A 17,780-nucleotide genomic window follows, 5' to 3' on the forward strand; every position below is an offset into this window, starting at 1 on the left:
AGTCACAAATATAAATGCCGCACCTATCTAAGGAGTTTACTCATGGGTTTCAGCTCAATGTACACAGCCGCGACGGGCGTGAAGGCACACGGAACACTGCTACAGCAGATCGGTGCCAACCTTGCCAACGTCAATACAACTGCCTACAAGAGCGGCGACACATTTCTTGAAACACTTGGCAGCTATAGTTCGGCCAAAGCCAACTCCGGAATCGTATCCGGGGGCAGCAATACCGCCGGACAGATCGGGCTGGGAACAAGGGTTGCGAGCACCAGAATAAATTTCAAGGAAGGTGCTTTCGAGAGCACTAATTCCAGTACTGATCTTGCTATCGGCGGACAGGGATTTTTCCGTGTGGCCGAAGCAGCATCAGGAACCAGTCACTACACCCGCGCAGGCAGTTTCCATTTTGATAAAAGCGGCCAACTGGTGGATACCCATAACAACGTTCTTCAAGGTTACAAAATAGATGCGGATGGCAATATCGGCACAGCATCGCAGAACATAGTCCTGCCCATGAAGGAAGAGACTGATGCCACAGGCAAAAAGGTCATGGTTGTAAAGTCAGACCCCAAGGGCACTGATTCAGTGAATATGCGCACCAACCTTGACTCCGGGGCTGTGGACAACAGCGAAAACGCGGAGTCCCCGTTCTTTTCTCTGCTCAGCGAATGGGACGGTACAAGCGATACGCCGCTCACCGCTGATAAATATGAATACAACAGCTCCATACAAATTTACGACGATAACGGAAACAAGCACGATCTGGTGGTATACTACGACAAGGTCGTAAATGATGGCGACAGTTCCGACAAAAGACACTGGGAATATGTTGTGACCGTACCTCCGGGTAGCGATGCCGGTTCGCTGAACGGCACTTCCGGCGCAGGACTGGTCATGGCCGGGACACTTACTTTTTCCGGGGACGGAACCCTGCTCAATCAGAGTGCCTTCACCCTCGCCGCCGGATCAACTGACGGCAAGGACCTCAGCAACTGGGAGCAGGCTTCACTGAACAGCAATGGAGCACCTACCTTTAATGTTACCCTCTCGGGAGCAAATGGAACGGCAACTGCCCAAACCATCTCTGTTGATATGGGAATAACTTCCGGCACAGACACATGGACTACCACAGGTATGACCGCAGCTGACGTCGGCAGCAACGCAGCATCTCTTCCGGGTATGAACGACGGGAAGATTAATGCCCTTGCCACCACTGATTACTATGGTTCATCCTCAACAATCAGCCAGTCTCAGGACGGATTCGGAGAAGGTTACCTCCAGAACGTGGCCTTCAATTCCGATGGTATCATGAGTGCCCTGTTTTCCAACGGGATGAGTACGGATCTTTACCAGGTCAACCTGTACAATTTTAAAAATGAGTACGGCCTGCGCAGGGAAGGCTCCAACTACTTCTCCGCCACGCAGGATTCCGGTGAGGCTATTCAAGGTGTCGCCCGTAAAGAAGGACTCGGTTCAGTGGTAAGTAGTAGCCTTGAAACATCAAACGTCGATCTGGCGGAAGAATTTGCCTACATGATCCTGACCCAGCGCGGTTTTCAGGCCAACTCCAAGGGAATAACCACCACAGATTCGCTGATCAACACTGCACTTGGAATCAAGAAGTAATCCAAAAGGTTAAATAACAAAAGACAAAGCCCCTTCCAGCAAGCTGAAAGGGGCTTCTTCATGTCTTTACATTGCGAACTAGCTGAGTTTCTCAGCCAGCATGCGCAAATGTTTACGCTCTTCGTCAATGCATTCTTCAACAAACTTACGTTCAGTGTCGGGAACCATTCTTTTCAACTCGGTAAAAAGAAGGATGGTGTCCTTCTCAAAACGCATAGCAGCGCGCACAGCCTGCTCAAAATTGAAATCCTCATCCTTAAATGCCGCAGTGTAATCAAAATTAAACACATCGTGGGAATCCACAAGTGCCATTACATACTGGGTATATTCTTCATAGTCGCTTCCCGGAGGAATTTCGATGGAACCGATGCGATCACGCATATCCCTGAAAAAAAGCTCATGCCGGGATTCTTCTTCTGCAAAAAATTCAAAAAATTCCTTTGCAGCGGGATCTTTTGCCTCATCTGCGGCCAGCAGATAAAACGCCTGCCCTTTCTGCTCAATACGCATTGCAAGTTCTGCCACTTCATTGGCACTGAAAAAGGTAACCATATGTACACCTCGTTAATTAAAAAACTTCCTGTGGAAATCGATTTATCATGATTTATCTTGGACAAATCAGCCTAATCTCTGCAAACAGATGGTCATTGATTATTAATATTAACCAGAGTTTCCAAAAGCGCAACCGTATTAGGTTATATTTTTAAGGATCAACCTTTGCCATTTTTTCCATTCAATTATATAAAAAGATAATGGATTTCTTCTTTAAAAAATTGCACAAATATACTTTAACCGACAAGCTATGGTTTACGTAAATAAAGTTTCTTGAAAACAACCTACATATAAATACATTTGCCCAAGGGGAGAAAGAATGACTGATGATTTGCAAGAAGACGTAGCACTGCAACATTTTGTGGAACAATCGCTGGACAAACTGGACCAGATTGAAAATGTGCTGATAGAAATGGAAAAAATGACCTCCCCATCACCTGCTTCGGTTGCGCAGGTTTACGGGATACTGGTTTCCCTGAAAGAAAGTGCTTCACTGCTGGAGCTGACCAACATCAGTACAATTGCCGGTAAAATTGGCCAAGTACTTGATCAGGTCTTTAAAAATGAAATTGAACTCAGCAACGATCTGCTGAACATCATTATCGATTCATTTGATAAACTTAATGAAATCGTCAGCAACGCAACTCTGAGCGAAGGCTACGATATCCGCATTATCACCCTGCCCCTTGAGATGTACTCCAAACCCGAATCAGCACCTGCTCCGAAATCAAGCAAACCTCAAAAAGCAGCACAACCAGTTGCGGAGCCCGAACCAGCCCCCCAACCAAAGCCTGCTCCGAAGCCGGAACCTGTAGCCAAAACAGAGAATGTTCCCGCACAAGAAAAGCAGCATACCGAAGAGCCAGCCGCAACAGCCAAGTCAGACACAAAGCTCAGTCCTGCTGCATTCCGTAAAAAATACGGAATAAAAAAAGATATGGACCTTGCCAGCAATGCCAATCCGTTGGGGGTTTCAAAAGCTGTCTCCAACGCCATCGTCAACATGGCCAACAATTGCTGCGCTTTTGAAAACGGCTCCACAGACAGCCTTAAGTTCGGTCTTGCGAAACGCCACGATGTGCCGGAAGAATGCGTACTCATGGCAGGAGGAGCGGTTGAAATCCTTGATCTGGCCCTGCGTTTATCCGCCATGCCCGGTAGTGACCATGTCCTCAGCTATGAACACGGCATGCCCGAATACAGCAGTGTTGCAGCTCTTTGCGGGGTAGAACTTCTGCGGTTACCCAGAGGGCGAAATTTTACACCGCCGCTGGACCAGCTGGTAACAACAGCCAACGAGAACACCGCCGCAGTAATCATCACCAACCCTGATGTTCCTTCCGGCTATGGACTTCCGGCTGAAGAGCTGGCCACCATGTGCAATCTGCTGCCGGAACGGACCCTGCTCATAGTGGATGAAAGGTCTGTTGAATTTTCATGGCCCGAAGATGATTACTCCATGGTTAATTTTCTGGAAAAAGCTCCCAACCTTGTTATCCTGCGCAGTTTTTCATGGTCTTTCGGGCTCAGGGGAGTGCGTCTAGGATACGCGCTCATGAGCCGTGAAAAAGCGCAACAATTCGAAGAATCCAGACTTCCGACTCCCATCAGTCCCCTGAACGTAGGCGCAGGACTCGCAGCACTCAACCACAGCGAGTTCTACTATTCCACCATAGCCCTGATCATCAGGGGCAGGGAACGCGTCCAGAAGGGACTGGAAGAACTGGGCTGCACTGTCTATCCCAGCCAGAGCAACTTCATCATGTTCAGTTCACCCATGCCGGCAAAGGAACTTCATGGAAAAATGCTCGAGCACGGTTTTAAGCTGAGAGCATTGGCTGACTTCGGCCTCCCGGACCTGCTTACCGTATCCATCGGTAACAACTCCCGTAACCGCATGTTTTTAGCAGCCCTGAAAAACATTTTATAAAACTTTGGAGAAATCAATGCTGAAAAAATTATTTTTAAGCAGCTTACTGCTCCTTTTACTGGCAGGATGTTCCGGTCACCCCACCAGCATGCAGGATGTAAGCTCCTACTGCCGGTCACTTTCCACTGAAGAATTCTGCGACACTCAGGACGCGGTGTGTGCAAAATATTCCGAAATCATGCTCGCTCCATACAAATCAGCCAAAGAATGCCGTATGAGCTGCGAAAGTGTACGTATGAAAATCGGCCTGCGCGCTGACCAGCAGGATTGTCTGCAACTCGTCAGAAACGTAGAAGGTAAATGCAACGAATTCTGTAATTCAAATTACGAATAGTGCCCGGTTCAATTCCCGTGCACCTTGCAAGTCAGGACTCTCTGGCGTAATAGCTAATCAAAATACAGGCAGTGTTTCTATCGAAAGAAACACTGCCTCTGATTAATCGCCAAACAAACCAAAGGATTTTTTGCGCCATGCTGAAAAGGTTTACCGTCGGACAAAAAATATTCTCTAGCTTTATTGTTGTTTTCATCCTTTTTGGGATTGTGAGCATGGAATCAATGCTGGCTCTGCAAAAATCCTCCACCGGATTCACCGACTATCGCGACTTTGCCAAAGATTCAAACCTGATCGGTAAAATTCAAGCCGGTATTCTGCAAGGCCGTACCCACGTCAAAGACTACATTATCACTGGCGACAGTAAGTACAGCCGCAAATATTCTGAAAATGCAAAAGCCATATTTCCGCTGATTGACAAAGCAAAAAATGAACTTGTTTCAGAAAACCGCATCAACATCATTAAAGAAATTAAAATTCTTTTTAACGACTACAACACCACCTTTGCCCAAGTAGCCAAAGCCCAGAAAGAAAGAGACATCCAAGCGTACACCATACTGGTTCCTGCCGGGGACCTCATGGAACAAAATTTCGAACACATAATCAACAACCTGGGTAAATCAACAAAGAACGCTCCCGCCCTTTATCATTGTGCCAAAGGTGTACGCCACCTCGTACTAGGAAGACTATATACAACTAAATTTATTGACAAAAGCTCAGCCCCCCATAAAGAAAGAGCTCTCGCCGAGATGAATGAAGTTAATGCCGAGCTTACTCAGCTCAGCTCTCTTTTAACGGGTCAAAACCTGATTCTACTTAAGGAAATTAAAGAAGCAAAAGCAGCCTACACACGAAGCCTGAACGAACTGTTTTCACAGACTGCAACCCGAGACAAACTGCTTAATACGGAACTGGATATCATGGGGCCCAAGATGACTACCCTGATTGAACAGGCAAAATCATCAATCATTTCAGATCAGGAAAAACTAGGTCCCTCCTTGCAGGCCCGTAATGACCGCGCCATATTAAACACATACATTTTCGGGATCATCGCCTTTTTCCTTGGAGTTGCTGCCGTTGTAATCGTAGGACGCAACATCACCCTGCCCCTGCGCAAGGTTGTTGAAGCAGCCTACCGTATTGCCGAAGGCGATATGAGCAAAGAAATCAAAGGAACCGACCGTCAGGACGAACTCGGTTCACTGGCCCGGGCCTTCAACAAAATGACCGAGTCGCTCAATCATATGGCCGGAGCCATGGAAAGAGTGGCCAACTCCGACCTCACCGTGGAAGCAAAACCCCGCTCTGAAAACGACACCATCGGCAAAGCCCTGGCGACCATGGTCGAAACCCTGAAAGGTGACAACCAGCAAATTCACGAAACAGTACGTACCCTCTCCTCTTCACTGAGCCAGATTTCAGCAGCTTCCGCGGAACTGACAGCCAGTGCAGCGGAAACAGCCAGCGCGGTAGCTGAAACAAATGCGACAGTCGAAGAAGTAAAACAGACAGCCCACCTCTCCAATGAGAAATCAAGGCAGGTGGCAGACGTGGCCCGCAAAGCGGTTTCCACTTCCCAGCAGGGCAAAAGGGCTGCGGAAGACGCTTCTTCAGGAATGAAGGATATCCGCACCCAGATGGACACCATTGCCCAGTCCATCGTAAAACTGTCCGAGCAATCCCAGCACATCGGCGATATTATATATGTAGTGAATGATTTGGCCGACCAGTCCAATATTCTGGCCGTGAACGCTTCCATTGAAGCATCCAAAGCCGGCGAAGAAGGACGCGGATTCACTGTGGTAGCAAGAGAGATCAGAAACCTCTCCGACCAGTCCAAACAATCCGTAGCCCAGATTCAGTCCATTCTCGCAGACATCCAGAAAGCCACAAGCTCCGCAGTTATGATCACCGAACAGGGCGGTAAGGCAGTGGAAACAGGCGCAAACCTTTCCTCCCAGACCGGAGAAGCCATCCTCAACCTGAGTACGGTCATCAACCAGTCGGCCCAGTCATCAGCCCAGATCGCTGCTTCAAGTCAGGAACAGCTGGCCGGGCTTGATCAGGTTGCAGTAGCCCTCGGCTCCATCAAACAGGCTGGGGAACAGAACCTTGAAAGCTCGCGCCAACTTGAAGAAGCTGTCAAAGATCTCGACCAGCAGGCCCGCTCCCTTAAAGATATGATGGACAGATTCAAGCTCTAGCTCCTTCACTTCTCCATACGTAAAATATCAAGGCCCTCCTGACGGATTTCATCAGGAGGGCCTATCTTTTTGCGCAATAATTCTTCATCACCCTTTTTAAAAAAAACCTTTTGAAAACCCTTATTTTACGCTATTTTCAACTATCTCTAAAGACTCAAGCATATCCCTAATAAACATCTCAGGAGGTAGAGAATGAAAAAAATGATTATCAGGTCACTTCTGGCCCTCATGGTACTCGGGCTGGCCCTGATCATTGTCAGCGGCTGCTCCAAAGAGGAAGAAAAGATCAAGATAGGTTTCAACATCCCCCTGACCGGAGACATTCCTAAAGTGGGCGAAGCCTCCAAAAACGCTGCGGAAATGCTCCTTGCTGATATTAATGAGCAGGGCGGCCTTGAAGTCGGCGGCAAAAAAATACCTCTTGAGTTCTTTTATGAAGATAACGAATCCAAGGCTGAATCAGCTGTGAACGTAGCTCTCAAGCTGATTGAACAGGACGGCGTAGTCGCCATCATCGGCCCCAACTCCTCCAAGCAGGCTGTTCCCGCAGGTGGCACCTGCAACGATAACCGCACTCCCATGGTCTCTCCATGGTCAACCAACCCGGACACTACCAAAAACCGCCCCTGGGTTTTCCGTGCGGCATTCCTCGATCCCTTTCAGGGGCCTGTTGCTGTGAACTTCGCCACCAAGCAGTTCAAAGCCAAGACTTCTGCGGTCCTCTTTGACATTTCCAACGACTACTCCAAAGGTCTTGCTGAAATTTTTAAAGAAGTATTTGAAAAGAAAAACGGCAAGAAATCCATTGTGGCCTTTGAATCCCACGGAACCAAGGATCAGGACTTCTCCGCCCAGCTGACCAAGATAATCAACTCCAATCCTGATTTCATCTTTGTTCCCGACAACTACAATCAGGTTGCCCTTATTGTTAAGCAGGCCCGCGACCTCGGCTACAAAGGTCCCTTCATGGGCTCTGATGCATGGGGTTCCGCAGAACTGATGAAACTTTGCGGGGATGATTGCAAAGGCCAGTTCTTCTCCACCCACTACGCCGCAGCAGGTGCCAAGGGTGCAACCAAAGAATTTATCGACCGCTACGAGGCAAAGTACGGCGAAACTCCTGACGACGTTGCCGCGCTCACCTGGGACGCGACCCGCCTCGTACTCCAAGCCATCAAGGACGCAGGCTCCTATAGCTCAGACCTGAAAACCGAACGTAAATCTATTCGTGACGCCCTCAGTTCCATAAAGGAATTCGCAGGTATCACCGGTTCCATGAAGTTCGACAGTCAGGGCGATCCCATCAAATGCGCAGTTGTTGTACGCATCGACGAAAACGGGAATTTCGTGTTTGCCGAATCCGTCTGCCCCTAATCCTATCAAAAACAGTCGGCGGGATTCAGTCCCGCCGACTGGGAGAGAAAAGTGGATATCCTCATCCAGAACCTGCTTAATGGACTGCAATGGGGCAGCTTTTATGCACTCATTGCGCTGGGCTACACCCTTGTTTACGGGGTCCTGCTCCTGATCAATTTCGCCCATGGCGATATATTTATGGTCGGGGCCTACATTGCATTTTTCGTGGCAACCGCGCTGCTCGGCTTTCTGGATTTTGCTCCATGGATGGTTTTGGCTTTGACCGTTCCGCTGACCATGATCCTCACCGCCGGAGTCGGGGTAACACTTGAACGCATCGCCTACCGCCCCTTAAGAAGAAAGGGAGCACATCGGCTTTACGTGGTCATCACTGCTCTTATGTGCGGTTTGATTCTGGAAAACGGTAACCTCGCCCTGCTGGGTGCCAGCCGTAAAAAATTTCCTGAACTGCTCGATAAAGTAATTTACACTTTTGGTAACGTATCCGTTACCAACCTTAAAATTATTGTTATTTTCGCTGCTATTACCGTTTTTTTGCTCCTGCAATTCATCGTCACCAAAACCAAAATCGGCATGGCCATGCGCGGTATTTCCTACGACAAGTTCGCAATTCCGCTCATGGGAATTCCTATCGATAATGTGATCGTGTTCACCTTTGTACTCGGCTCCGGTATGGCCGGACTGGCAGGTCTTCTTTTTGCCATGTCCTACCCCATCCTTGAACCGTACATGGGCGCACTTATCGGCTGGAAAGCTTTTATCGCAGCGGTTGTGGGCGGCATCGGAGACATTCGCGGGGCCTTTATCGGCGGCTTCCTGCTCGGCTTCATCGAAGTCGGGGTTGTTGCCCTATTCCCCTCCACTTTCCGCGACCTTTTCGCCTTTTCCATCCTGCTGGTCATCCTGTGGATTAAGCCCACCGGATTATTCGGCGTTGCCAAGACAACCAAGATTTAAGACGGAATCTACATAATGCAGAAGTACAGTTTTAATATCGGAATATGGGCAATGGCCGCCATTGTCGTGGCCTTTTCCCAGTTCGGCGCGCTGGATCTCTATATCCAGTCGGTAATCATGTTCATCGGTATCAACATCATCCTCTCCTCCAGCCTGAACGTGGTTAACGGATACATGGGCGAATTTTCCTGCGGACATGCCGGTTTCATGTGTATCGGAGCCTATGTGTCTTCCGTTCTGAGTGTAATGTTTTTTGCTCAGGACAAGATATTCGGTGCCCCCATCCTGCCCCCGGAGATGGCACCGCTGGGATTTCCCATCATAATAATTATTGCAGGCCTTGTTTCCGCTGTAGCCGGACTCATCGTAGCTATCCCCTCCTTCAAAACAAGGGGCGACTATCTGGCGATCATTACCATTGCCGCCAACTACATGGTCATTTCAGCCATTGAAAATATGGACATCATCGGCGGTCCACGCGGATTCATGGGCATGAAACGGGTACTCAACGCCATGGAAGATGTGATCGACATCCCTTGGATGATGATCTGGGTTATCCTCGGAACATTTGCCAGCATCTGGATCATTCGCCGCTTTGTCTCGTCCACATACGGCAAAGGCATCATGTCTATCTGTCAGGATGAAGTCGCGGCCGAAATCATGAGTGTGGATACCAATAAAATGAAAATGGCCGCCTTTATGCTTTCCTCCGGCCTTGCCGGGGTAGCGGGCGCGCTCTTCGCCCATGTTCTCGGTTACGTCAACCCGCAGTCTTTCAACATTATGAAATCAACTGAATGCCTTGTAATGGTCTACCTCGGCGGCATGGGATCACTGGGCGGATCAATCCTCTCCGCGATTTTTTTCACCTTAATGCTTGAAATGCTGCGTTTCATCATCCCGGCAATCGATACCGGACTGCATTTCCTGAACCTGCTCCCGGACAGTTACCATCTCAGTCAGGTCTGGAAATGGGTGCTCATCCCGCTGACCCTGATCCTGCTCATGCAGTTCAGACCCGAAGGAATCATGGGCAACAAGGAGCTGCCCGACCTGTTCCCGCGGCTTAAAAAATTCTACAAATTCAAGTAGCCACCACCGCGAGATAAGGAGATAAAATGTCACTCTTAAGCATAGACGGACTCTCACAAAGATTCGGAGGCTTACAGGCCGTATCCGATTTCAATATCGAACTTGAAGAAGGTTCCCTCACCGGGCTGATCGGGCCAAACGGTGCGGGCAAAACCACCATTTTCAATCTTATTTCAGGTTTTTATCAACCAACTGAAGGGACCATCTCCTTCGGCGGAACTCCCACACGCGGACTCAAACCGCATAAAGTAACCGCACTTGGCGTGGCCCGCACATTCCAGAACATCCGGCTCTGGCACGACATGACCGTGATGGACAACATCCGCATTGCCCAGCATTACCGCATGGGTTACGGCTTTTTCGATGCCGTCTTGCGCTCGAAAAATTACTATCTCAGGGAAAAGGAAATTGATCGCATCTCCACCGAGTTGCTCGAATTCATGGACCTGAAAGAATACGCCGAAGAATTGCCCACCAACCTGCCCTACGGTTTGCAGCGGCGGGTTGAAATCGCCCGGGCCATGTCCATTCAGCCCAAGCTGCTGCTGCTTGATGAACCCGCAGCAGGTCTAAATTCCTCGGACGTTGAAGGACTGATCAAGCTCATCAGATGGATTCATGATGAATTCGACATCACCATCCTCATGATCGAACACCAGATGAAAGTGGTTATGAGTTTGTGCCAGTGGATTAAATGTATTGATTTCGGTGCCACCATCGCCGAAGGAACCCCTGAAGATATCCAGTCCAGCGAGACTGTTATCAAAGCTTATCTGGGAGATGATTCAATCTGATGACTACTCTACTTGAAATCAAAGATCTCCGCGTAAAATACGGTAACATCGAAGCCCTGCACGGGATCTCATTCAATGTAAACGAAGGTGAAATCGTCACCCTCATCGGTGCCAACGGTGCGGGCAAAACCACCACACTACTCTCCATCAGCCGGTTGCCTCCGCCGGAAGCACCCAAGGTCGCCTCCGGTGATATCTGCTGGGAAGGAAATTCCATTCTCGACATGCCGCCGCACAAAGTCATTTCGGACCTGCACTTGGCCCTTGTCCCGGAAGGACGCCATATTTTCGGCAACCTTACTGTGGAAGAAAACCTCAAGCTTGCAACCTATGCCCGCAAGGATTCCGTCAAAGACATTCATGGTGACTATGACCGCGTGTTCGGACTTTTCCCGCGTCTTGCCGAACGCCGCAAGCAACGCAGCGAATCCTTATCAGGAGGCGAACAACAGATGCTGGCCGTAGGCCGCGCGCTCATGTCCAAGTGCAATTTCATCATGCTCGATGAACCTTCCATGGGACTGGCACCGCTGCTCATGTACGACATGTTCCGCACCCTCAAGGAGCTGAACGAACAGGGGTTAACCATCCTTCTGATTGAGCAGAATGCAAACCTCGCGCTCAAATTCGCCCATCGCGGCTATGTACTCGACACCGGGGAAATAGTAGCTCAAGGATCATCTGCGCAACTTATGGATGATCCAGAAGTTAAAAAGGCATATTTAGGGGGCTGACAAAAGAGTTAAATACCATATGGGTGTTTTTTTATTTTACTTTTAAACATTGACATCTCCTGCTATTCAGTAACTAGGCATTGCGCACCATAATCAGTTCCATTGCCAGCTGACAGAAGAAAATCATAAGCCTTCAACCTACAATTAAGGAAAAAGTATGTTTAGACAAATCACAATTTTAGCTCTTTGCATCGTAATGGTCCTTGGTTTTACCTGTTTTGCCCAAGCTGAAGATTACTCCGGCACTTATACCTGCTCACGCCAGAATCTTGAATTGAAAGGACTGGCTCAGGGCTATTCGTCCATGTTCCCCGGAACATATCCTATGCAAATAACCAAAAACAGCGACGGAAGTTACAAAGTATGCGAAGGGCCCGGACTCGCTGAATGCGACACATACAGAATGAGCGGCGGTCGTTACCATGAAGATTCAACGCTTAGTGAAGCCGGCTTCAGCATGCGCATGATATCTGACGCTACTTTCAGCAATAAACAGTGGACAGTGCGAAGCACAGCTACATTTTCCGGAGGGGAAATTAAGGCAACATACATTTGCCGCTAAAAACTGACCAACACACCATACAAACAAAAAAACGGCTGGTTTGACTTTTCGTCAACCCAGCCGTTTTACAATTTATATCAGTTAGATATTAATTCGTGCGCCCTTTAGCCGTGGCATGTTCAATATTAATTTTGATAACCACGGCCTTGTCCGCATCATTTTTTATATACTTCTCGCCTGCAGGAATATGATCCGGGGAAAGCCTGTGTATCAACGCCAGCAAAGCTTCTTTCTTCTCATCTCCGGAAACTTTTTCGGCCTTACCGAACGCAATAACCGACTTGAATTTTATGCTGAATTTAGAAGGCAGCAATTCTGTATCAACATAGACACAAAAAGAAACATTGGGATTAAACGCGATGTTATCGAGCTTATGCCCGGTCAAAGCGCAATGAAAATAGATGGCTCCGTTATGGTAAACGTAATTAAGCGGGGTCGCATAAGGATAACCGTCCTCACCTATTGTCGCCAATACGCCCTCTTCCCCGGCCTGCAAAATTTCTTTAACAGACCCCTCTGGCAAAATCTTTTTAGTGTTCTGAATCTCTTTGAACATGATTTATCTCTCCGTTGTCTAAAATATACCCTGAAAATACTTCAGAAACCGCCCAACATAAAGAGATAGTTCAAATCTTTTTCATAATGACAGTGATGAGCCAAGCTATCGGCACTAGCGTATCAACTAATTCCTACCACCCACACGCACAAATTCACCGGGAGGGCCAAGCCGGATATCAAAGACAATAGCCGCGCCGCGCAGAACCAGAGTAGCCATAAACCCGGCAGCCATGGCAACTTCGGGCTGCACATGCAGTTTCATCATACCTACGTTTACAAATGCCCCGGCCAGCGCAGCCACTGCATAAAGCTCCCCGCAAAGAATCATAGGCCGGTTCCCGGTCAATAAATCACGGATAACCCCGCCCCCGGTGGCGGTCATAACTCCCATGAATACAGCCACTGTCCATGGAACCTGAGATTGTAAAAATGCCACAGAACTCCCGGTAACGGCAAAAGCACTTAAGCCAAGAGCATCAAACCATGAGGTGGCCTTATAACGGTCCTTGATCTCCAAACGGCAGAAATAGGTAAATAAGGTAGCCATAATACAGAGATAAAGTTCTACAGGCTCATGGGTCCACCAGACGGGATGGTCCAGCAGCACATCACGCAGGGACCCGCCCCCAAGGCCGGTAATAGTCCCGATCAGCACATAACCCACAATATCCATTCTGCGCCTGCCCGCAGCCAGCGCGCCGCTGACCGCAAAAACAATGTCCCCGAAATACATAAATCCGTGGATAGCGGAATAAACCACTTCTCCGTTCAAAACACTCATATTCGACCTCGAAAGCAGACCGGCTGCATTTATTTTCTAAACATTCGTTTTTTATTAAAACGAAAATCGAGCCTGAATAATTTCAGATTAGACAATTGTAAAGATAATTTTTCCTACTTTCGAAAATTATAATTATTATTCTTAAAACCACAACCATAACCAAATCTTCAGAGCTGCTGCTTTGGCTTGCCTGCCATGGATTGAGTTGTTAAAAGAATTCCCTTTTTTGGAACAAATTTTATATTTTATCGAGATAAACAATGACATCATCAAGAGCATCCACAGCATATTTGACTGTATCCTGTAAAGACAGACCCGGTATCGTTTCTGCGGTTTCCGGCTTCCTTTTTTCAAAGAATGCAAACATTATCCATTCCGACCAGCATTCAAGCGACCCGGTGGGCGGACGTTTTTTCCTCAGAATGAAATTTCATATGAATGGAATTGAGAGCAACCTTGAAGAGTTCAGACAGGAATTCGCCGACAATGTTGCTAATAAATTTGACATGGATTGGAATATTAATCCGGCATGGATCAAGAAGAAAACAGCTATCCTCGTCTCAAAATTCGACCATGCACTTATGGATCTGCTCTGGAGAGCCAAGCGCGACGAGCTCCATACTGAGATCACCATGGTCATCAGCAACCACGAAGACCTGCGCGAAGCTGTTGAATCCTTCGGAGTGCCTTTCCACCACGTCCCGGTAGAAAAAGGCAACAAAGAGGCTTCTGAAGATAAGATCCTCGAGCTAATGAAAGGCAATGCCGATCTGGTTATCCTCGCCCGCTACATGCAGATCCTGACCCCCAAGCTGATCGATGCCTACCCGAGCAGAATCATCAACATCCACCACTCCTTTCTTCCTGCATTTGTGGGAGCCGACCCCTACCGCAGGGCCGGGGAACGCGGAGTTAAGCTCATCGGAGCAACCGCACACTACGTTACCGAGGAACTGGATCAGGGTCCGATCATCGAACAGGATGTTATCCGTGTTTCCCACCGTCACGACTATGAGGAACTCAAGGTGCTCGGTCGTGACATTGAACGTCAGGTGCTCAGCAGGGCCGTAAGGTGGCACCTCACCGAAAGAGTGCTGGTAGACGGCAACAAGACTGTCGTATTTATTTAGTATTATTTGAATAAAAGCTAAAAAAGCTCTCCTTGCTGAATGCGAGGAGAGCTTTTTTAGTGAATAAAATATCTTTTCTACTTTGCCGGAGCCGACAATTTTTTGGCCAGCTGCTCATCACTCTGCTCGCCGATGCCGAAACGCATAAACAGATCATTTAGCTTACCGCGCACATCCTTAGTGGCCTTGGCAACAGCCTGCAAACTGATGAATACAAGAAATTCAATCTTGAAATTGCCCTTTTCAAACAACCTCAAAATTGCTGTAGCCAATTCTTTTTCAAGAGCCAGCAACTGCATTTCCTTGACCAGCTCTTTGGCAGTAGTTTGCTTGAAGGTCAGCCAATTTTCATTTGAAGAATCCTTGAGCCACAATCTGGCCATACGGATGCGGGTCATACCGATTTCATGTAAAGCTTGCACTTCCTTGGTCGATGCACGCCTACGCTTAAGCACCCGCAACTGCATCTTGCTTTCCTCGCCCTGCATCTTCTTCTTCAACAAAGCAGAAAACTTCACCTCGGTAAGATATATAAAAAGTCTGTCTAAAGCCTCCACCCCGAACATACGCAGATAAACGGTAAGTACTTTCTCATCACGCTGGGTAAAATTTTTCAAGCCGAGCAGAAATTCCCTCACAACAATATCAAGAGTGATACTGACCCCGATGGCGCAAGCCCCGATCTGATCCTGCGAAAACTGCATCTTCCGAGCCATTTCAGCTTCTTTCTCAGCACTGTCCGCAGAGTAGGCTGTCTCGCGCAGGGCCTCCATGGCATTGTCATAATCCTGTTTGAACTTGGTGGTAGCAGGATCGATACAGACGATACGGGCAATACGCTCAACAACATCGTTGCTTACCGGTTCATCCCCATGAACAAGAACCCCGCTCTCCAACAGGGAATTATAGGTCATCTTCAGGGTCTCAGCGGACTCCTCGTCAGCCCCGACCTGTTCAAATGCCGTCTGGATACGGGTTTTATCAATGGCGGGTATCTCAGTAGAAAAACGTTTGGTAACATCATCAAAAGGAAAACGCAGGATAACATAATTCTTATCCCGGGTCAGAGCATAACGCTCATTTGTAATGATGTCGGTAAGTGAAGATTCAACATCCTGAGTGATAAACTGCTCGATCAGGGCCTGCCAGAAATTTTTATCCAGCTCATATTGCTCAAGCAAGGCATTATATTTTTTGAGGGCAGGCTCACCAAGATGCCGCAGGGTAACTTCTTCAAAATTATCGGAGATAAGACAGGATGCGTAAACTACCCCCTGAACAGTCTTGATCAGCAGAGTTTCGGCATTAATCAACCGGGAACGAATGCTGTCCAGGGCATCCTTATCCTTGCCGTCTTTGAGCTTGCTGAAACGGCCGATCATCAGGATGAATTCACTTAAAATTTTCTTGATGAATTCATGCGCAGGCAGATCGATGGAGCGGTGACACAACAGGGCGATAATTCCGCTCTGCTGTTTTTCCAGCAGGGGGAATTCATTAATGCGGTTGTTATTGTACTTGATAAATTCAAGGAACACCTCACGCTCAAGAACCTCACGCAGGGTACTGCGCTCCTTAAGGCGAGCCAGAACTTTCAGGTAGAAATCAATCCGCTTATCTTTATCAGGAATTTGCGCGTTTTCCTGGGACACTTCACTCATGAACACTCCATCCACAATTTCTTAATTATTTGCATGAAAATGTCTCAATTCAGCCACAATAGTCAAGGAGTTTAGAATTATAAGCCCTAACACGCTCCTGTTACGCACTGAGCAAAACAGCCATTGCGCTACTGAAAATCATTCATATAAAAAGAACCGACTGAAAATAATGGTACTTTTCTTGCTAAAATCAGATAAACAAATAAAATATTGACGCAGTCAAAAAAATAAAAATCCTACAATAAAACTATCGCCCATAGACAGCGATAAAAGGAATTTCAGCTTAATGATCACTTGCACCAAATGCGGCAAAAAAAACAATAACGCAGCAAAAGTATGTTCCAAGTGCGGGCACAAATTGCAATCCGGACATAAACGTCTGGAAACCAATATTTCCCAGCAGGAGCAAGGCGATATGTTTCGCCTGAAGATGGAAAGAGACCGCCGTTTCTCCAAACATGGTGAGGCATGGGTTTACGCTCTATTCCTGCTCGGTGCTGTTATTTTTTTCACCTACAATCAGATATACTGGCCCCTCTACGGACTGACTCCGGCTATTGCTCTTCTGGCTTGGTTTCGGAAGATTTAGTTGTCCTGTTCTGTAACTCCTTTAGCGCGTTTTCCTGATCCTCTTTCAGCAGATCAGGCACGGACCGCTGCCAGAATTCCATTTCTTTATCGGCCTTCAATTCCTTATCAGACTTAGGGAAACAGCACTTGATCACAGAGCGACGAGTGCATGATGCAGGATAATATTCAATAATCCCGCACTCGTTTTCATCAATATAAAACTTCACACTGCGCCGGAATTTTTTATTCCGGGAGATGATGGTAATATCTCCGTTTTCAATTTTGCAGAAAAAATCAGTATACTTAGCTCCATAAAAAGAGTTGAAAATATAAATATTTCCCCTTTTTTTCCCCACGTAGCTGAATTCATGGGGATCCTTGCACTGGGAACGGGCAAGAGCACTTCTGGTCAGACACATGGCCCGTTCCTCCTCCATGCTTCTGGCCTGAGCAGGCGAAGGCACATGACTGAGAACGAATAATACAAGCATAAACAAAAGACTTCTCATAAAACCTCACAAGAAAGGTTATATTTTCAGACATATAACTTTTCGGCCGGAAAGCGGATCACCTTTACCCTTTTAAAGGGACACAGCACCCGCGATGATTTTTAATTTCACTGGAAATGTTCTTTCCAAAGCACATACTGCTATGCTAAAAGAACTGATCATTTTGTGCAACCGCACAACCTTCCTTACTATTTTCCACCCCTTGTCAAAAACCCATTCCTAGCCTTGGAAACAAGTTTTTTTTCTAAACTTAGTTTAGAAAAAGTCCTGTTTTTCCGCCCTCTTTTAAGGTTATGAACCTGTGGAAAACTTTTTCATTTTTCAAATATTTCATAATAATCACAAATAATCACCAAATATGACACTGTAACAACAATTTTTCATCCAACCCCCTGTACAAAACTCA

The 17,780-nt window shown here is 47.4% G+C and carries 17 protein-coding genes; 12 read left to right on the forward strand and 5 right to left on the reverse strand.

The genetic code is table 11. The annotated features are described in order from the left end of the window. Positions 1-42 precede the first annotated feature (42 nt). On the forward strand, positions 43-1,629 hold the full coding sequence (locus FMS18_RS07985) for a flagellar hook protein FlgE (protein WP_163293225.1): 1,587 nt from the start codon (positions 43-45) through the stop codon (positions 1,627-1,629). Between the two features lie 78 nt (positions 1,630-1,707). On the opposite strand, the gene FMS18_RS07990 is transcribed toward FMS18_RS07985, so the two are convergent. Continuing rightward, positions 1,708-2,181, reverse strand: a complete 474-nt coding sequence (locus tag FMS18_RS07990; RefSeq protein ID WP_136673927.1) for a ferritin family protein — start codon at positions 2,179-2,181, stop codon at positions 1,708-1,710. Between the two features lie 319 nt (positions 2,182-2,500). On the opposite strand from FMS18_RS07990, the gene FMS18_RS07995 reads away from it, so the two are divergent. From FMS18_RS07995 to FMS18_RS08035, 9 genes are all read left to right on the forward strand, one after another. Beyond that, on the forward strand, positions 2,501-4,111 hold the full coding sequence (locus FMS18_RS07995) for an aminotransferase class I/II-fold pyridoxal phosphate-dependent enzyme (protein WP_163293227.1): 1,611 nt from the start codon (positions 2,501-2,503) through the stop codon (positions 4,109-4,111). A gap of 16 nt (positions 4,112-4,127) precedes the next feature. Then, on the forward strand, positions 4,128-4,445 hold the full coding sequence (locus tag FMS18_RS08000; RefSeq protein WP_163293229.1) for a hypothetical protein: 318 nt from the start codon (positions 4,128-4,130) through the stop codon (positions 4,443-4,445). Between the two features lie 137 nt (positions 4,446-4,582). Beyond that, positions 4,583-6,649 (forward strand): methyl-accepting chemotaxis protein, encoded by a 2,067-nt coding sequence (locus FMS18_RS08005; protein ID WP_163293231.1) that lies wholly within the window; start codon positions 4,583-4,585, stop codon positions 6,647-6,649. Between the two features lie 192 nt (positions 6,650-6,841). Then, positions 6,842-8,023 (forward strand): ABC transporter substrate-binding protein, encoded by a 1,182-nt coding sequence (locus FMS18_RS08010; RefSeq protein ID WP_163293233.1) that lies wholly within the window; start codon positions 6,842-6,844, stop codon positions 8,021-8,023. Between the two features lie 51 nt (positions 8,024-8,074). After that, positions 8,075-8,983 (forward strand): branched-chain amino acid ABC transporter permease, encoded by a 909-nt coding sequence (locus tag FMS18_RS08015; protein WP_163293235.1) that lies wholly within the window; start codon positions 8,075-8,077, stop codon positions 8,981-8,983. A 15-nt stretch (positions 8,984-8,998) separates the two neighbouring features. After that, on the forward strand, positions 8,999-10,075 hold the full coding sequence (locus FMS18_RS08020; RefSeq protein ID WP_163293237.1) for a branched-chain amino acid ABC transporter permease: 1,077 nt from the start codon (positions 8,999-9,001) through the stop codon (positions 10,073-10,075). Between the two features lie 26 nt (positions 10,076-10,101). Continuing rightward, complete coding sequence (locus tag FMS18_RS08025; protein WP_163293239.1) at positions 10,102-10,869, forward strand: ABC transporter ATP-binding protein; 768 nt, start codon at positions 10,102-10,104, stop codon at positions 10,867-10,869. After that, entirely contained in the window at positions 10,869-11,603 is a 735-nt protein-coding gene (locus tag FMS18_RS08030; RefSeq protein ID WP_163293242.1) for an ABC transporter ATP-binding protein, read from the forward strand. The genes FMS18_RS08025 and FMS18_RS08030 overlap by 1 nt, the downstream gene beginning before the upstream one ends. 157 nt (positions 11,604-11,760) lie before the next feature. Next, positions 11,761-12,165 (forward strand): hypothetical protein, encoded by a 405-nt coding sequence (locus FMS18_RS08035; RefSeq protein WP_163293244.1) that lies wholly within the window; start codon positions 11,761-11,763, stop codon positions 12,163-12,165. 88 nt (positions 12,166-12,253) lie between these two features. Here FMS18_RS08035 and FMS18_RS08040 read toward each other — a convergent pair whose 3' ends face one another. Then, positions 12,254-12,721: a pyridoxamine 5'-phosphate oxidase family protein gene (locus FMS18_RS08040; RefSeq protein WP_163293246.1), complete on the reverse strand. Its 468-nt coding sequence runs from the start codon at positions 12,719-12,721 to the stop codon at positions 12,254-12,256. Positions 12,722-12,847: 126 nt separating this feature from the next. Continuing rightward, a complete protein-coding gene (locus FMS18_RS08045) occupies positions 12,848-13,504 on the reverse strand; it encodes a trimeric intracellular cation channel family protein (protein WP_163293248.1) in 657 nt (218 codons plus the stop codon). A 260-nt stretch (positions 13,505-13,764) separates the two neighbouring features. Between FMS18_RS08045 and purU the strand changes: the two genes are divergently transcribed. Continuing rightward, a complete protein-coding gene (gene purU, locus FMS18_RS08050; RefSeq protein ID WP_163293250.1) occupies positions 13,765-14,634 on the forward strand; it encodes a formyltetrahydrofolate deformylase in 870 nt (289 codons plus the stop codon). A gap of 77 nt (positions 14,635-14,711) precedes the next feature. On the opposite strand, the gene FMS18_RS08055 is transcribed toward purU, so the two are convergent. Next, positions 14,712-16,295, reverse strand: coding sequence for a hypothetical protein (locus FMS18_RS08055; RefSeq protein WP_163293252.1), 1,584 nt, complete (start codon positions 16,293-16,295; stop codon positions 14,712-14,714). A 286-nt stretch (positions 16,296-16,581) separates the two neighbouring features. Here FMS18_RS08055 and FMS18_RS08060 point away from each other — a divergent pair, with 286 nt between their 5' ends. Beyond that, positions 16,582-16,884 carry a zinc-ribbon domain-containing protein gene (locus FMS18_RS08060; RefSeq protein WP_163293254.1) on the forward strand — a complete coding sequence of 101 codons (303 nt, stop codon included), beginning with the start codon at positions 16,582-16,584 and terminating at the stop codon, positions 16,882-16,884. Here the strand turns inward: FMS18_RS08060 and FMS18_RS08065 are convergent. Further along, positions 16,850-17,356 (reverse strand): hypothetical protein, encoded by a 507-nt coding sequence (locus tag FMS18_RS08065; protein ID WP_239060987.1) that lies wholly within the window; start codon positions 17,354-17,356, stop codon positions 16,850-16,852. The genes FMS18_RS08060 and FMS18_RS08065 overlap by 35 nt on opposite strands. Between the last annotated feature and the right edge of the window lie 424 nt (positions 17,357-17,780).

The sequence above is a fragment of the Desulfovibrio sp. JC022 genome, from assembly GCF_010470665.1.
Taxonomy (GTDB): Bacteria; Desulfobacterota; Desulfovibrionia; order Desulfovibrionales; family Desulfovibrionaceae; genus Maridesulfovibrio.

What these genes read in the sequence shown, in the direction of transcription:
- FMS18_RS07985 (WP_163293225.1), top strand. Translation starts at nt 43, where the DNA reads ATGGGTTTCAGCTCAATGTACACAGCCGCGACGGGCGTGAAGGCACAC.
- FMS18_RS07990 (WP_136673927.1), bottom strand. Translation starts at nt 2,181, where the DNA reads ATGGTTACCTTTTTCAGTGCCAATGAAGTGGCAGAACTTGCAATGCGT.
- FMS18_RS07995 (WP_163293227.1), top strand. Translation starts at nt 2,501, where the DNA reads ATGACTGATGATTTGCAAGAAGACGTAGCACTGCAACATTTTGTGGAA.
- FMS18_RS08000 (WP_163293229.1), top strand. Translation starts at nt 4,128, where the DNA reads ATGCTGAAAAAATTATTTTTAAGCAGCTTACTGCTCCTTTTACTGGCA.
- FMS18_RS08005 (WP_163293231.1), top strand. Translation starts at nt 4,583, where the DNA reads ATGCTGAAAAGGTTTACCGTCGGACAAAAAATATTCTCTAGCTTTATT.
- FMS18_RS08010 (WP_163293233.1), top strand. Translation starts at nt 6,842, where the DNA reads ATGAAAAAAATGATTATCAGGTCACTTCTGGCCCTCATGGTACTCGGG.
- FMS18_RS08020 (WP_163293237.1), top strand. Translation starts at nt 8,999, where the DNA reads ATGCAGAAGTACAGTTTTAATATCGGAATATGGGCAATGGCCGCCATT.
- FMS18_RS08025 (WP_163293239.1), top strand. Translation starts at nt 10,102, where the DNA reads ATGTCACTCTTAAGCATAGACGGACTCTCACAAAGATTCGGAGGCTTA.
- FMS18_RS08030 (WP_163293242.1), top strand. Translation starts at nt 10,869, where the DNA reads ATGACTACTCTACTTGAAATCAAAGATCTCCGCGTAAAATACGGTAAC.
- FMS18_RS08035 (WP_163293244.1), top strand. Translation starts at nt 11,761, where the DNA reads ATGTTTAGACAAATCACAATTTTAGCTCTTTGCATCGTAATGGTCCTT.
- FMS18_RS08040 (WP_163293246.1), bottom strand. Translation starts at nt 12,721, where the DNA reads ATGTTCAAAGAGATTCAGAACACTAAAAAGATTTTGCCAGAGGGGTCT.
- FMS18_RS08045 (WP_163293248.1), bottom strand. Translation starts at nt 13,504, where the DNA reads ATGAGTGTTTTGAACGGAGAAGTGGTTTATTCCGCTATCCACGGATTT.
- purU (WP_163293250.1), top strand. Translation starts at nt 13,765, where the DNA reads ATGACATCATCAAGAGCATCCACAGCATATTTGACTGTATCCTGTAAA.
- FMS18_RS08055 (WP_163293252.1), bottom strand. Translation starts at nt 16,295, where the DNA reads ATGAGTGAAGTGTCCCAGGAAAACGCGCAAATTCCTGATAAAGATAAG.
- FMS18_RS08060 (WP_163293254.1), top strand. Translation starts at nt 16,582, where the DNA reads ATGATCACTTGCACCAAATGCGGCAAAAAAAACAATAACGCAGCAAAA.
- FMS18_RS08065 (WP_239060987.1), bottom strand. Translation starts at nt 17,356, where the DNA reads ATGCTTGTATTATTCGTTCTCAGTCATGTGCCTTCGCCTGCTCAGGCC.